The organism is candidate division Zixibacteria bacterium HGW-Zixibacteria-1 (assembly GCA_002838945.1).
In the GTDB taxonomy this organism is placed as follows: domain Bacteria; phylum Zixibacteria; class MSB-5A5; order GN15; family PGXB01; genus PGXB01.
The window spans coordinates 127,661-142,743 of record PGXB01000001.1 but is presented as its reverse complement, the minus strand read 5'-3'; the positions used below and the strand labels follow the sequence as shown (position 1 = coordinate 142,743).

The window sequence follows — 15,083 nt, the reverse complement described above, 5'->3', positions numbered from 1 at the left end:
TGGACCGTTATAGCCTTGACCCGTAATAAGTGAGGATAGAAATGCCGTCAACCAATACCGCCGTCAAAGATCTTTACTGTTCCAAATGCAACGCCAGACATAATATGGATGAGATTCACACCCTGTGCCCGTGCGGCGGACCGCTTATGGTTGATTATGACTACCGAATGGCCGCCGAGCTGATCAATCCTGACAGCCTGCGGGCCCGCCCGTCGGTCATGTGGCGATATCTGGAAATTCTCCCGGTCAAAGATATGTCGAATATCGTGACGCTTGGTGAAGGCGGCACGCCGCTTCTGGAATCGGTCAAAATCGGCGATGAACTCGGGCTGAAAAATTTGTTCTTCAAAGACGAAACGGTTAACCCGACCGGCTCATTCAAGGCGCGCGGGCTGGGGATGGCGGTTTCCCGCGCCAAAGAACTGGGCATCAAAAAGCTGATTATCCCCACCGCCGGTAATGCCGGATCGGCGGTGGCGGCGTATGCCGCCCGGGCCGGGATACAATGCATGATTATTATGCCGAAAGATGTCCCGGCGCCGTTCCTGGTCGATGGAGTCTATCACGGGGCGCAAATAGAACTGGTTGACGGCAGCATCAAAGACTGCGGCATCAAAGCGGCCGAAAAAGTCAAGAAAGAGGGCTGGTTTGCCCTGGCTACACTCAAAGAACCATACCGCATCGAGGGCAAGAAAACGATGGGTTATGAACTGGCCGAGCAGTTCGACTATGATCTTCCGGATGTCATCATCTATCCGACCGGCGGCGGGACCGGGCTGATCGGGATGTGGAAAGCCTTCGACGAAATGCAAAAAATGGGCTGGATCGGCCCGAAACGGCCCAGAATGGTTGCAGTGCAAGCCGATGGGTGCGCACCGATTCCGCGCGCCTTCGAGGCCGGCAAAGAAGCGGCGGATGAATGGCACAACCCGCATACGCTGGCGGCCGGACTGCGCGTTCCGGGAGCGGTCGGCGATTTCCTGATGCTCAGGGCAATCCGCGAAAGCGGCGGGACGGCGGTAGCGGTCTCGGATGATGAAATCATGGCCGACACCCGCGCGCTGGCTTCGCACGAAGGAATCTTCTCTTCACCCGAAGGAGGCGCCTCGCTGGCGGCCCTGAAAAAACTTCTTAGATCCGGTTTTATAAAAGCTTCCGACAAAATTGTCATCTTCATCACCGGCAGCGGCTATAAGTATCTCGATGTTTTACAGGAGCATATGAATTGATCTGCAGATTCAATTAAAATATATAATAAGTGATTGCTAATTACCGGCATTATCATTAAGATGATGCGCAGATAAGAAATTAATATGAATTAAATATGACGACTCACAAAGACACACCCCAATTGCCCAAACTGGATTGGAAAACCGCCACCTGTGATGTCTGCGGCCGCTCCTTTGAATATATCGGCAAGAAGAGACCGCATATTTGCAAGGATGGCGAGTGTATCTATAAGTACCAGCACCAGATCGATCCACACAAATGGGCCTCTTATCAGCCGACTCTGTTCGATTAACAATTTTTATCGCTTGCTCGATCACCCTTATCTGATGACCTTCTTTTTCAAAATAATTCGATTGGCGAGGTTCTGAAATTTGGAGTGGTACATTTATCCCCTGGTTATCGCGGCCGGATTTGCCTGCGGTTTTATTAATACGCTGGCCGGCAGCGGCTCTTTGATCTCTTTGCCGCTGCTGATATTCCTGGGCCTTCCGGCCAATATTGCCAACGGTACCAACCGGGTAGCCATCCTGCTGCAAACCGTCGTCGCCGTGAGCGCTTTTCGTAAAGAGAAGAAACTTGACCTCTCCAAAGGACTTACCCTGGCCGCGCCGGCCGTGATCGGGGCGGTTGTCGGGGCGCAGATCGCCGTCAATCTCGATGAACAAATGATGCGTCACGCCATCGGAATCCTGATGGTGGTCATGTTTGTCGTGATCCTGATCAGGCCGAAACGCTGGCTGGTCGGCCATCCTGATCTGATGACCCAAAGGCCGGGAATAATACAGCTTGCGATATTCTTCGGCATCGGCGTCTATGGCGGTTTTATTCAGGCCGGGGTCGGTATTTTTCTGCTGGCCGGGCTGGTGCTGGGGGCCGGTTATGAACTGGTGCGGGCCAACGGTATAAAAAATTTGATCATCATGCTGTTCACCATCTTCGCCCTCGCTGTCTTTGTTTACAACGGCCAGGTTCGTCTTGAGATCGGTTTGATCCTTGCGGTCGGCAACATGCTGGGCGCCTGGGTCGCGACCAAAATGGCGGTGGAACGAGGGGCGTCATTTGTACGATATATTCTTATCGCGGTCGTAATTGTTTCGGCCCTCGCCCTGCTGGGCGTGGTCGATGTGGTAAAAAAGCTGTTGGGATTTTAATTCAACTGCGAACGGCTGATTAAACGATCCAGGCGCAGCCTGGCATCATCCAATTCGGTCCAGGTCGAATCGGCATCTTTCCATATCTCGAGAAATTTGTTGTAATAAGCGGCGGCCTTCTCATAATTGCCGGTTTCCTCATAGGCGATCCCCAGATAATAGAATGCCTTCGAATCCTGAATACCATAGAACATCCGCCAGATGGAAACTTCGTAAGAAAGCTTTTCAAAAATCGGGATGGCCGCCTCATATTGCCCGGTTTTGATAAAGGAAAGGGCCAGCATATATCCTGTCAGGTATGAGAAGGTATCCCGTACTTTCTGGGATTGCTCGAATTCCGTGATGGCTTTTTCATAATTGCTGCGCTCGAAGGCAATGGCGCCGCTGCAATAATGATAACGAGCCAATCTTAACTCGAAGCCTTCTATGTCCTTGGCGTAGTTTTCCAGCATTTTTTCGGCCTCGGCGAAACGCTTCCCTCTGGCCAGATACTGAGTCTCAAGGTGTCGATAGGCCGCAGTAACATCCGGATTATTCAATAAGGAGACCTCTCTGGCCTTGCGAATATTATCAATCGCCTCATCGGCGCGGCCCATTTCGTCATATATCGCCGCCTTGAGATAATACTTGTCGCCGAGAAGCATATAATCTTCCTCTTGCATATCCTCTTCCAGATATTCATCAAGTGTCTTGAGCGCTTTTTGAGCCATGCCCTGATAACTGTAAACGATGGCATGGTAGAAATTGCTCCTCGATTCGGCATTTGTTACGCCGCTCTCTGCAAACACATCGGCATAATGGTTCGCTTCGGCATAATTTCTATGGAACAGATTAAGATAAATAAGGGCCATTCCCGAAGCTGCAAAATCAGGCTTTATCTGAAGCGCCTTTTTTAATGACTCGATAGCTTCCTCCGTCCGGCCTATTCGTGCCAGAATATCTCCTCGAGTATCATAGGGGTTGGCTTCATCCGGCGCAACCGCAACATATTTGTCCGCATTTTCTATGGCTTTATCATAGTCGCCGAGGGCGTAATAACAGTAGGCAAGCATATTGAAGGTAAGTTTATTGAAAGGATCCAGACCGATTACCTTCTCGAAATATTCGACGGCCTTTTTATATTCCTGCATCGTATAGTAATTAGTTCCAATTAAGTACAGCGCATCCTTTTCATCCGGATAACGATCCAGTATTTTCTCGAGATAGTTTACGGCCATTTTATAATCGACATTATCCGATGCTTCTTTGGCCAGAATATAATACCGCTCTTTCTGATTTACTTTATCGAGATACTTCAGGGCCATATTCATATACTTCTCGCTCAATGCGGTCTTGGAAGCAACCGCATGTGACAGATAATAATATGCCATGGCAAAAGTGGAATCTTCTTCAATAGCCTTTTCCAGGTATCTTTTTGATTCTTCTGCATATAACTTTCGATAATATTCGACGCCCTGAAGATAATCCCGGTAGGCTTCCGCCGAATGTGTGGTAACATCGGCCACCATCGGGTCGAGCTCATCACCCGCTTCCCGTGGCAGGGTCAGATCATTTTTTATTTCGGCCGACAATTTGTCGACAATGGCGAAGATATTCTCGCCCGGTTCCCCGGCCGTCAGTTGTGACGCAATGACATCGCCGGTGGCCACATCCACCAATTGCCCGGCAATCGAATAATATGGTTCCGACTGGTGAATGCTGCCAAGCAGCATCCATTTGGCATCGGCGCGCCGTGCAATCTCCAGAGCTGTTTCCTTATCCAGACCGACGTGGCTCTCTTTGCCCATGGTCCTGGCAATGTCATAAAGCCTCTGGCTGGAAATCACATTGACATATTCCGATTCGGACAGGTCGGTAATCAAAAGGCTGGTGATGATATCCCCCAGGCGCTGCTCATCCTGAGGATCGGTCAGGTTTTCAAAATACATGATGGCCAGACGGCTTTGAGTGGCCACAGCCTCCTGGGTCGGATGGATATCCACCTGCCATGGCTTCATCAAAAGGACTATCAGGAAGCCAACTACGACCAGCGTGGGCACCAGCGACGGCCAAAGACGTTTATGGAAAAAGGATGATTTCTTTTCGGACAGGTCGGTCTCTTCTTCAGCCTCTTCGGTCTCTATCGTTTCTTCGATGGTCGTCCTGATTTCCGGGTCGTGCCGCACGATATGGCTCACCACGGCCAGTTTCTGAACTCTTTCGAAACAGAACCGGCAATCCATCATGTGCATTTCGAATTCTTCACGATCAACATCGGATAGCATGCCCAATTCGTAAGCGTGAAGCATTTCTTCGAAATGCTTGTCGCCGCAACCCGCCACTATTTTATATCTCCTTTTTCAAGACAATACTCAAGCATCGATCTGGCTCGAGACAAGACTGAATACAGATTATTGCGCGTCAACCCCGTTTTCTCACAAATTTCCTCGGTGTTGAACCCCTGGTAATGAAGGTTCAAGACCCGTGCGTACCTTAGATTTGTGCTGGCCACTTTACGCATACATTGCATCAGCTTTCGTTTCAACTCCAGTTTTGGATTGTCTCTGTCAGTGGCAGGTAGATTTTCGGCCTCGGATACCGAACTAATTCGACCATTGTGTCGTTTCTTGGTCTGGATATAGCCCAGAATCCGGTTATCGAGGACCTTATAGGCCCAAGCTGAGAAGCTGGTTGTGAAGTCAATTCCTCTGTACTCTTTACATATAGTCATTAGGGCGTCCTGCACAATTTCTTCCGAGTCCAGTTCGTCCCATATTCTTTGGCGCGCGAATAAACGAAATCTTGCAGTTAACGCCTTGAATAATTCTTCTTCGCCGGCTTGATTTCCGTCGCGAGCAATAGTGTACAAGTTGTTGATATTCAAATTATTTCCTACCGGCTGCAATAATAATATAGTCTTTTTGCCCAATTCACACAAATAATTATTCCTAAATAATCGCTTTTAAAGTCTGTTGTCAACAATGAACGACCGTTCAAAAGGGCCATTTTAAAGAAAACCTTGTTATTATTTACATGAGGATATTTTCCAATTGCCTGCCATCCCTCTACCACGCCAATCAAACCCGACTTAAGGTGGGAGATAAATATACCGCTGGGTTATGATACGTTCATTTATTCATGATGTTTCCTTATTTATCCTTAAACGCAAATTATGCTTTCTTTTATCCATTATTTTTCCTCGCTCCCCCCACTAACCACATGAACGGCATGAGACTAATCGACCATAAATTCTTAATCAAACCTGTCAAAAAAAATTGATCCTGCTTATTCCTGCAAGAAACGAATGATTTACCCACCAAATAAATCGAATGTCTATCATGTTGTAAGGATTTTCGATATTTAAGCCGATTTTTTGCAAAATATGGGTGACTGCCCGAGGAGGTCAATGTCGTGAACTCTCCAACGCTGCCTGTGGAGAGTACGATGTGGGATTTTGGTGACGGTGATTCCACTTCCAGTCAGTCACCCAAAAAAATTTGAGTCAGAAGCATTTGTCCGTGGCCGGTATTAAGTTCGGCCGGCAATGCCTTGAAAAGACTTTTTCTCCCCCGGCCCTGATTTGTCGCCGACGATGATGGGCCGGAGTCGTTTAATTCCGAATAATTATTATATTGAGGGAACTCCCTCTTTCTTTGACAGCCGGTTTTTTAGGATCGATGTGGTCGGCAGCCCGGATATAATCAAGGCCGTGAATATCAGCAGGCCGCCGAGGGCACGCCGGGTTACAAATACTTCGTCACCAAGGGTCCAGGCAAAAATGGCCGCAAAAACCGGCTCAAGAGCAAATATGAGGGAAACGCGCAGCGGCGATCTGATTTTCTGGGCGAGCAATTGAATAATAAAAGCGGTCAGTGATGGAAACAGGGCCAGAAAGATAATCACCCGTACCGAGACCGCCGTTTTTACCGTAAAAGGAAGATCGATGACCAGGGCCGCCAGCAGGGAAAGAAGCCCGACAATCAGGAACTGCTGGCAGGCCAGAATATATGGATTCATGCCGGCTTTCATATATTTATCGGAGTACAAAACATGCAGGGCATAGGTCATCGCCGCCGCCAGCGTCAGAATATCGCCGATATTGACATCAGCCATTCCGCCCGTCAGGACCCACAATCCCAGCAGCGAAACAGCCGACGCGATAATTTCCACCCTGGTCGGCTTCTTCTTGAAAATGGTCAGGAGAAAGAGCGGTATAAAGGCCACAAACAGGCCGGTAATAAAACCGGAATTGGAGGCGGTTGTGTATTTCAGTCCCAGAGTCTGCGGGATATAAAGAAACCAGAGAAGCAGCCCCAGAACCATCGCCCGGCCAATCCCCTCGAAAATGTCCTGCCGCTTGAACAGCAAATATATTAGAAGAATAGCTCCGGCCAGGGTAAAGCGGTAGCCTACCATCACAATCGGGTCGACATCGGCCAGCGCCCCCTTGACCATAAAAAATGTCGCCCCCCAGACGGCCGCGGCATAGAACAGGCCCAGGTCGGCCAGCATCAGTTTTTTCCTGGAAATATTCGGCAGCATACTTGTAAAGGGATAGATTATTTTTTTCTTTTGCTGGGTGGCGCCGTCAGATAATGTCTGGTCAGTTCGACTTTGAGATATTCGAAAGCCTTATCGACATCATCAAAAATGCGAAACAGCCTGAGGTCCTCTTTGGCGATAGTACCCCAGTACGCCATCTTTTCCAGATTAAGGACTTCCTTCCAATACCCGCTGCCGAACAGCACCACCGGCATTGTTTTTTTGGATTTTCCGGTCTGAATAATGGTCAGCAATTCGAAAAACTCATCAAGTGTGCCGAAACCGCCGGGAAAAACAACCAGGGCCTTGGCCAGATAGAAAAACCAGAATTTGCGGATAAAGAAATAATGAAACTCAAACGACAACTCTCTTGTCTGGTACTTATTGGGATTTTGCTCCATCGGAAGGCTGATATTCAGTCCTACCGAACGCCCCCCCGCTTTCTGAGCGCCGCGGTTGGCCGCCTCCATAATACCCGGGCCGCCGCCGGTGCAAATCGAAAAACTCCGGCCGTGTTGCTGTTCGACCTCCGTAAACCACCGGGTCAGTTTCTCCGATAATTCTGCCGCCTCTTCATAATATTCCGACATTATCAGCGCCTTTTTGGCTTCTTCGAGGTCGGCTTTCGACTTGGATGATATTTTACCCGATTTCCTGATTTTGGCTTCTATTTCAAACAAATTTTTGCGTGCCTCTTTTCCCGGTAATGTCCGCGCCGATCCGAAAAAAACCACCGTATTCCAGAGATTGTTTCTCCTGAAACGATCGGCCGGCTCGACCATCTCGGTCATCACCCGAATCGTCCGGGCCGCCGGGCTGTTTAGGAAATCGAGGTTTTTATATGCTTTGATCGGCCATTCTTCTTTCTGCTTTTTCTTCCCTTTTGCGGACATTTTGACCCTTTCTGTTATGCGCCGGTAAAAAACTAATTCCATATTAGAGCTTACGATTCCGATTTGCAATACAAAAGGAAAGCGTATAACATTAAAATATCTGACCTTATTAATCCCATTTGGTTTGCAATTACTCAGGGGGGCAGGTATATTAACTTTTTTGTGGGGCTGCTGATGTCAATTTATGAGCAGGATTGATAATGACGAAATTGAACCATCTTCCGCCGGACATCGATAAGATAGATCCGCCTGACCTTGCCGCTGAAGCCGGTGAAGACCAACTTGTAGTCGTGAATGACGGCAAAAACAACGGTCTGATGTCGATACTGCTCACGGCCGGAATTATTATTGCCGGTATTGTCATTGTCGCCATCTTTAAAGAAGACATTAATAACATCGGCCTTTATCTTATCAATCGATACGGACGTCAATATATCGATATTATTCTGTTTGTCCTGACCGCCATCAGCAGCAGCCCGATTTGCCTGCCCGTGTGGCAGTATGTTCTGATTGGGACGACTATGGGATATTCGGTTATCCGCCTGGCCCTGATTATGGCTTTCGGTTCCGCCCTCGGCTCGCTGGTGACGTATTATACGGGACGTTTTTTCGGCAATTCGAAATTTTTCAGAAAACGCTTCCCCAACGCCGAAAAAAATCGCTGGGTTCATGGCCGCTCCAGATTATATGTGACCCTGGCCCTCTTTCTCGGGACCGCCTCCCCGATTCCTTTCGATATCCTCTATTTTGCCTGCGGCGTAAAGAAATACCCCCCGCTGCTGCTTTACACGGCCAATACCCTCGGCCGGCTGATTCGATATATTTACCTCGGCTATGGATTTTATCTGATTAACAGTTGATATCGCCGGCAATCTCTATACATCTCAAGTCCGACAAAATAATCTGTCGAATCTGTTTCATTTAAGCACCTGATTAATAGAATCGTCTATTGTAGAAAGAGCGATATTCTTTGTTACGCTTATTGACGATGATCCGTGATTCAATATATATTCCGGCGGGCTTTATTTTAGTATGAATTTCGCTCCCGGAAGGAGGTGTCCTTGAAATCAATCGTTAAATTCCTGATAGTCTGCGCCGCATCGATTTTTTCGCTCCCGATTTGGGCCGCAACTCTTGAATTGCCGCCGGTTTTCAACCTGCGCGACGTTGACGGCGCCAATTATGTCTCCGGCATTCGCAGCCAGCAGGGCGGCACCTGCTGGACCCATGGCGCTATGGCATCCATGGAAAGCAATCTGCTCATGACCGGCACCTGGGCGGCCGCCGGAGAAAGCGATGAACCTAACCTGGCCGAATATCATCTCGATTGGTGGAACGGCTTTAATCAATATAACAACGATGATATCACGCCTCCCTCCGGGGCCGGGCTGGTCGTTCATCAGGGCGGCGATTACCTGGTCACCGCAGCCTATTTATCCCGCGGCGAGGGTGCCGTGCGCGATATCGACGGCCAGTCATTTGCCCAGCCTCCGGCGCGGCATGACGACAGTTATCATTATTACTATGTCCGCGATATCGAATGGTATCGGATGGGCGAGGACCTTGATCGAATCGATTTGATAAAAAACAAATTGATGACCGAAGGGGCGATCGGAACCGCCATGTGCTATCTGGATTCTTACACCTTTTGGAGCGGCACTAATTTCTATCAGCCGCCTTCCGACAACCATGATCCGACTCATGCCGTCGCCATCGTCGGCTGGGATGACAACCACGTGACACAAGCCCCGCTGCCCGGCGCCTGGATGGTTAAAAACAGCTGGGGCGATGCGTGGGGCGAAGACGGTTATTTCTGGATATCCTATTATGACAAACATTGCGGCCGGCATCCGGAAATGGGGGCGGTCTCGTTTCAGAATATCGAACGGATGCAATACGATAAGGTGTACTATCATGATTATCATGGCTGGCGGGAGACTTTCACCGGAATAACCGATGCCTTCAATGCGTTCACCGCGGAGTTCAACGAGAATCTGCAGGCGGTCAGTTTTTATACAGCCGCAGACAGTGTTACTTTTGAAGTCAGGATTTATGATACTTATGCAGCCGGGGCATTATCGGGCGAGTTGATCAGTCAAACCGGCTTTATTGAATACTCCGGGTTTCATACTATCAGTCTTGATAACCCCGTTTCCATGGAGTCGGGCAATGACTTTTACATTTATCTCGGCCTTGATACCGGCGGTCAGGCTTATGATCATACCTCGGATATCCCGATTCTTCTCGGCGCCGATTACCGCGTTATGGTCGAATCGAAATCAAGTCCCGGCGAAAGCCACTACCGGTATCCCGGGGGGGAATGGCTCGATCTTTATGATACCGATAACAGCGCCGATTTTTGCATCAAGGGTTTGACCGTCGTTCAGAGTATGAAAGTCGGCCCCTCGGAGGGATTAGAGTCGGAAGGGCCTTCGGGCGGCCCGTTCCTGCCGGGTTCCAAAGCATATCGTTTCTCACATAAGTACGACCAGCCGATTAAGTATGAGATTTCACTCGACTCCGAAATCGACTGGCTGTCTCTTTCCGGCGATATCTCGGGAGAACTGGCGCCGTATGACACCGCTATCGTAATGGTGGAAATTAACGATATGGCGGGACAGCTATGCGAGGGATTACATACCGCTGACCTGCATTTAAAAAATCTCGATAATTCTCTGGATAACACGACCCGCTCCGTGCAACTGATCGTCGGAACCCCGCGAACATTGTACATGGAGATGCTCAACACCGATCCGGGCTGGACCTGCGAGGGGGACTGGGCGTTCGGTCAACCGACCGGCGGCGGATGCGGCCCGTTCAACTTCGGGTGCGATCCGGTCGGCGGCTACACCGGCGATTATGTGTATGGGTATAATATCGACGGCACCTATACGGAGTTTCTTGATCCCACCTGCCTGACAACGACCGCACTCGACTGCTCGATGTATCTGAAAACCCAGCTCAGGTTCCGGCGCTGGCTGGCATCAGATGGTTTCGGTCTCGGTTCCGTCCAGGTCAGCGCTGACAAAACCGACTGGACCACTGTCCGGTCGGGGTACGACGGCTATGATGTGACCTCCTGGTCCGAAACCATTATCGATATTTCGGACATTGCCGACAAACAGCAGACCGTGTACCTGCGCTGGGTGATGGAAGTCGAATATGCCAACAACCTGTTCGGCGGATGGAACATCGATGATATCGAATTGATCGCCGTCTATGACTCGGCCGATACGCCGACCGATATCGGTGAAAATGAAAATGACATTCTGCCAAACAGATTTGTACTGGAACAAAACTATCCCAATCCTTTCAACCCGGCGACACGAATAGACTTTTCGCTGGCACGGGCGTCTGATGTGAAACTGGAGATTTTCAATATTCTAGGCCGGAAAATAATTGCACTGGTTGATGAAACCGTTCCGGCCGGCAGATATTCAGTACTGTGGGATGGTCGTGATGCCGCCGGCGGCCGGGTGGCCAGCGGAATCTATTTCTATCGCTTGCAGGCGGATGATTTTATCGATACCAGGAAAATGATACTGCTGAAATAGACCGAAATCAAAGCATCGTAAAAAAGGGCCGGTTGTTATTATCGGCCCCTTTTTTTGGACGAGTCTCTCTTAAGTGGCAGCTTCCCTATCCGATCAGCCTTTTGACCGTCTCGAGAAGTTTATCTTTATCGACCGGCTTTTCGAAATACCCGGCCGGCGGATCAACCTGTTTTCTGCGTTCGATGAAGCCTTTTAGCTCCGGCGAGACACCGCTTATAATGATGACCGGGATCTTATTCGTTTCCTCCGAATCGTGCAGCTTGCGGTACATCTTGATACCCGATTCTTTGTCCATGCTGATATCAAGCGTAATCAGGTCGGGCTTTTCCGCCAGTGTTTTTTCGAAACCGTCGAATCCGTCATGAGCAAAACTTGTTTTGTAACCGTTGTCTTCGAAGAATGATGTCAGCCATTCCACCATATCCGGTTCATCATCGACTATTAAAATATGCTTATTATTACTCATAGCCGTCCTCCCGCATTTATGTATGATTATTCTCTTTCTTAAGTTTGGTCGGCCGCTTTCGCGGCAATTCGACTATAAACCGCGAGCCCTCGCCCTCCTCCGACTCGACGATTATTTTGCCACCATGCGCCTGGGCGATCTTGTTGGATATGAACAGACCCAGACCGGTTCCGCCCGCCCCCTTCGAGGAGAAAAAGAGGCTGAAGGCCTTCTCTCTGGTCTCGCGATCCATGCCGCCGCCGTTATCGGAAATTTCGAAGACGACGCTGTTCGCGGTTCCGTGAAGCAATGCCTGAACCTTATGATCCGGTTTTTTGGTATCGATCCGACAGGCATCGATGGCATTCTCGACCAGGTTGGTCAAAAGCGCGCGCGCCGCCTGGGGATCGGCTTCGAATTCACCGATATCGCCGTCGATTTCGCAGGTGCAGCTTATTTTCAGTTTCTCGGCCTTATCCTTCAATATTCCGCAGACGTCCTGCACCAGGTCCGCCGCCGATATCTGCTGCCAGTCCGGCTCGCGATCCTTGGCATAGTACAGGATATCCATCACCATGGTTCGAATGCGGTCGACATTGCGCAGGGCAATTTCCCAGCCGCGGTCGATGCGATCCCGGTCGTCCTTCTTCAGGCCGGTGTTGACCAGGTAGATGCCGCCGTCGAGACCGTTCAGGAGCCCCTTGATGCCGTGGGAAATGGAGCCGATCAGCAGGCCGACCGAAGTCAGCTTATCCTGGAGCTTGCGTATCTGGGTGATATCGGTGCTCATCTCGACTACCTTTTCGATCTCGCCGTCACCGTTCCGGATCGGCGCCGTGCATACCAGGACATTCATCTGCTCATCGTTCTGCGACGTCACCACTTCCTCATGGGTGCGGATCTGCCCGTCGGCAAAGGTCTGACGGACCAGGCAGGGCTGACATTCACCGTCGCGGTGCTTATAGACCTCGTAGCATTTACTGCCGTACGAAGTGCCGAATGCCTCGCGGTGAAGACGGTTGGCATCGACAATGCGAAGATCCCTGTCCTGAATGGAAATAAAGCAGGGCACCTCTTCGAAAAGGATGCGGTACCTCTCATGGCTTTCCCGAAGCTGCTTGTGAAGCACTTTGATATCGGTGATGTCGGTGGACATCTCCATGACGGCGACAATATTGCCCGATTCGTCTCGTATGGGAGTGGTATTGACAATCACCCAGACCTCGCGGCCGTCGATCGTTGTTACCAGTTCGTCGCTGTGATAGGCGCGGCCGTCGCGGAAAGTTCTCTCCACCGGGCAGACCTCGCATTTTTCAGGCCGGTGTTTGTAAACCTGGTAGCAGTACCGCCCCTCATAGTCGCCGAAGCATTCTCTGAACATATTGTTGGCATCGATTATGCGAAAGTCCTTATCCTGGACCGTCAGGAAGCAGGGCATCGACTCAAAATATGTTTTGAAAAGATTCTCCATCGGACGAATCCCTCTTTCTTAACTTATGTTTGTTTCTTACTCTCCGCTTTCTCCTGGTGATGATGTATTTTCAATAATTGTTTGATATTAAAGAGCAATCCCTCTTCGGTTATCGGCTTGTCCATATATCCCTCGGGGGGAACCGGACGGTCATAGATGAGCTTTCTCAGCTCCGGCTTGCCGGTGATGATAAAGACCGGTATCCTCTGCAGTTCTGGATCCTTCTTCAGGAATTCGAAAACCTCTATTCCTGATTTACCCGGCATGGTAATATCCAGCGTCATCATATGCGGTTTTTCTTTCCGGGCCATAGTGATGGCGCTGTCGCCGTCATAGGCTCGAATGACCGTGGCGCCGTTATCCTCGAGAACAGTCGAAACGAAGGTCACGAAATCAGGTTCGTCATCGGCAACCAGAATACGATAGCCGGAAAGATCGGCGGCCGGCTCGGGAATCTCCTCGACCGGTACCATCACCTTCTTCTCGAGCACCAGCGCATTGGCAACCAGGTTGACCAACTGTGTCACCGGCATGCCCAGCTTGTAGTGCCGAATCAGGTCAGATAAACCGTCGACACAGTTATGGCAGGAAGTGACAACTATCTCGGCCCCGGTCGCCTTGAGCTGATCGGCCTTGATTTTGGCCGACTTGAGCCGGCGCGGAGTGTATTCCGACATCGACATCGCCCCGCCGCCGCCGGTACAGCAATAATTCTCGGAGCGGTTGGGATACATCTCGCGGAAATCGGAACAGACCAGGTTCAGCAATTCGCGCGGCTCCTCATACAAGCCGCAGCTCCGGGCGTTGTTGCAGGAATCGTGGAACGTGACCGGCGTCGTATTCTTCGATTTATCGACTTTGATCCGGCCCTCTTTGATATAACGGAGCATGGTGATCACCGAGCTTTCCATCGGGAAGCTGACATCGGTTTTGCCCCAATTCGGTCCTTCGCAGCGGGTCGAACGATACCCGTGACCGCATTCCGAAATAACCAGCTTTTTGCCGTTCAGTTCTTTGACTTTTTCATACAACCGCACCGCCACGGCACCACCCAAATCATCATCGCCGGAAAACAGGCCGAAATTGGTCATATCCCAGCATTCGCTGGGCATGGTCCAGTTCTCTCCGGCGGCATAGAAAATAAGCGCGGCATCGGAAATGGTGCGCGGATCATATTTGACCTCGCGGGGATTGATGGAATAGACCACGTCGGCATCCACCTTGTCGATCGGGATGGTCGCCGCCGGATCTTCCCATTCCCCCTGCAATTCCTCGGACAGCCATTCCAGGGTATCGACATAGTCTTCCCTGAGAACCCCCATCTGGTTCCCGATTTCCCACTGGTCCTTGCTGACCACGGCCACCCCCTCGGGCATGACCCCGACCGAGACCAGCAGTCCCCGGGCCATCCGGTTGAACGTGGCATAATCCACGCCCATCGGGCAGTTGATGGAACAGCGCCGGCAGTTGGTGCATTTCCCGAAAACGGTATCTTTCAAATCCTCCAGTTCCTGGTCGGTGTAAAGACTTTTTGCCTTGACCCACCAGGGCAGGACACGCCCGGTCCAGTCATAATGTTTCTTGAAAAACTTGCGAATCTGATCCGCCTTGTAGGCCGGAGCGTACGTCGGATCATCGGGATTAGCCAGAACATAGTGGCAGGCATTAGTGCACATTCCACAGTGCACACAGGCCACCAGCGAACCGACAATCTGCCGGTTCAGCTTTTTGCCCATTCTCTCGATTACTTTTTGCGCTTTGTATGATCTTGTATTTGTACTGCTCATTATTTTCTCCAAATTATCTGGTCCGCCGTTA

12 protein-coding genes are annotated in these 15,083 nt (G+C 50.3%); 5 read left to right on the top strand and 7 right to left on the bottom strand.

Annotated elements, in window-relative coordinates; genetic code table 11:
• The first annotated feature begins 41 nt into the window (after positions 1–41).
• The 3 genes from thrC to CVT49_00540 all read left to right on the top strand — a co-directional run bounded on the left by thrC (position 42) and on the right by CVT49_00540 (position 2,381).
• Positions 42–1,229, top strand: coding sequence for a threonine synthase (thrC, locus tag CVT49_00550; GenBank protein PKK85063.1), 1,188 nt, complete (start codon positions 42–44; stop codon positions 1,227–1,229).
• 95 nt (positions 1,230–1,324) lie between these two features.
• Positions 1,325–1,522: a hypothetical protein gene (locus tag CVT49_00545; protein PKK85062.1), complete on the top strand. Its 198-nt coding sequence runs from the start codon at positions 1,325–1,327 to the stop codon at positions 1,520–1,522.
• A 79-nt stretch (positions 1,523–1,601) separates the two neighbouring features.
• Positions 1,602–2,381 carry a hypothetical protein gene (locus tag CVT49_00540; GenBank protein PKK85061.1) on the top strand — a complete coding sequence of 260 codons (780 nt, stop codon included), beginning with the start codon at positions 1,602–1,604 and terminating at the stop codon, positions 2,379–2,381.
• Here the strand turns inward: CVT49_00540 and CVT49_00535 are convergent.
• The 4 genes from CVT49_00535 to CVT49_00520 all read right to left on the bottom strand — a co-directional run bounded on the left by CVT49_00535 (position 2,378) and on the right by CVT49_00520 (position 7,795).
• A complete protein-coding gene (locus CVT49_00535) occupies positions 2,378–4,702 on the bottom strand; it encodes a hypothetical protein (protein PKK85060.1) in 2,325 nt (774 codons plus the stop codon). The two genes, CVT49_00540 and CVT49_00535, sit on opposite strands and share 4 nt — an antisense overlap.
• Positions 4,702–5,298 carry a hypothetical protein gene (locus CVT49_00530; GenBank protein PKK85059.1) on the bottom strand — a complete coding sequence of 199 codons (597 nt, stop codon included), beginning with the start codon at positions 5,296–5,298 and terminating at the stop codon, positions 4,702–4,704. Before CVT49_00530 ends, CVT49_00535 begins: the two co-directional genes overlap by 1 nt.
• A gap of 689 nt (positions 5,299–5,987) precedes the next feature.
• The gene (locus tag CVT49_00525) at positions 5,988–6,902 is read right to left on the bottom strand and encodes a hypothetical protein (GenBank protein ID PKK85058.1); all 915 of its coding nucleotides are present in this window, start codon (positions 6,900–6,902) and stop codon (positions 5,988–5,990) included.
• Between the two features lie 17 nt (positions 6,903–6,919).
• A complete protein-coding gene (locus tag CVT49_00520) occupies positions 6,920–7,795 on the bottom strand; it encodes a lysine decarboxylase (protein ID PKK85057.1) in 876 nt (291 codons plus the stop codon).
• Between the two features lie 200 nt (positions 7,796–7,995).
• On the opposite strand from CVT49_00520, the gene CVT49_00515 reads away from it, so the two are divergent.
• Together CVT49_00515 and CVT49_00510 are read left to right on the top strand one after the other, a co-directional pair.
• Positions 7,996–8,655, top strand: a complete 660-nt coding sequence (locus CVT49_00515) for a hypothetical protein (GenBank protein ID PKK85056.1) — start codon at positions 7,996–7,998, stop codon at positions 8,653–8,655.
• Between the two features lie 201 nt (positions 8,656–8,856).
• Positions 8,857–11,349 carry a hypothetical protein gene (locus CVT49_00510; protein ID PKK85055.1) on the top strand — a complete coding sequence of 831 codons (2,493 nt, stop codon included), beginning with the start codon at positions 8,857–8,859 and terminating at the stop codon, positions 11,347–11,349.
• A gap of 85 nt (positions 11,350–11,434) precedes the next feature.
• Here the strand turns inward: CVT49_00510 and CVT49_00505 are convergent, their stop codons facing one another.
• The 3 genes from CVT49_00505 to CVT49_00495 are packed head-to-tail and all read right to left on the bottom strand — an operon-like array spanning position 11,435 to position 15,052.
• Complete coding sequence (locus tag CVT49_00505) at positions 11,435–11,815, bottom strand: response regulator (GenBank protein ID PKK85054.1); 381 nt, start codon at positions 11,813–11,815, stop codon at positions 11,435–11,437.
• A 16-nt stretch (positions 11,816–11,831) separates the two neighbouring features.
• Positions 11,832–13,265 carry a histidine kinase gene (locus CVT49_00500; GenBank protein PKK85053.1) on the bottom strand — a complete coding sequence of 478 codons (1,434 nt, stop codon included), beginning with the start codon at positions 13,263–13,265 and terminating at the stop codon, positions 11,832–11,834.
• A gap of 23 nt (positions 13,266–13,288) precedes the next feature.
• The gene (locus tag CVT49_00495; GenBank protein ID PKK85052.1) at positions 13,289–15,052 is read right to left on the bottom strand and encodes a hypothetical protein; all 1,764 of its coding nucleotides are present in this window, start codon (positions 15,050–15,052) and stop codon (positions 13,289–13,291) included.
• Between the last annotated feature and the right edge of the window lie 31 nt (positions 15,053–15,083).

What these genes read in the sequence shown, in the direction of transcription:
- CVT49_00495 (PKK85052.1), bottom strand. Translation starts at nt 15,052, where the DNA reads ATGAGCAGTACAAATACAAGATCATACAAAGCGCAAAAAGTAATCGAG.
- CVT49_00525 (PKK85058.1), bottom strand. Translation starts at nt 6,902, where the DNA reads ATGCTGCCGAATATTTCCAGGAAAAAACTGATGCTGGCCGACCTGGGC.
- thrC (PKK85063.1), top strand. Translation starts at nt 42, where the DNA reads ATGCCGTCAACCAATACCGCCGTCAAAGATCTTTACTGTTCCAAATGC.
- CVT49_00505 (PKK85054.1), bottom strand. Translation starts at nt 11,815, where the DNA reads ATGAGTAATAATAAGCATATTTTAATAGTCGATGATGAACCGGATATG.
- CVT49_00545 (PKK85062.1), top strand. Translation starts at nt 1,325, where the DNA reads ATGACGACTCACAAAGACACACCCCAATTGCCCAAACTGGATTGGAAA.
- CVT49_00500 (PKK85053.1), bottom strand. Translation starts at nt 13,265, where the DNA reads ATGGAGAATCTTTTCAAAACATATTTTGAGTCGATGCCCTGCTTCCTG.
- CVT49_00515 (PKK85056.1), top strand. Translation starts at nt 7,996, where the DNA reads ATGACGAAATTGAACCATCTTCCGCCGGACATCGATAAGATAGATCCG.
- CVT49_00520 (PKK85057.1), bottom strand. Translation starts at nt 7,795, where the DNA reads ATGTCCGCAAAAGGGAAGAAAAAGCAGAAAGAAGAATGGCCGATCAAA.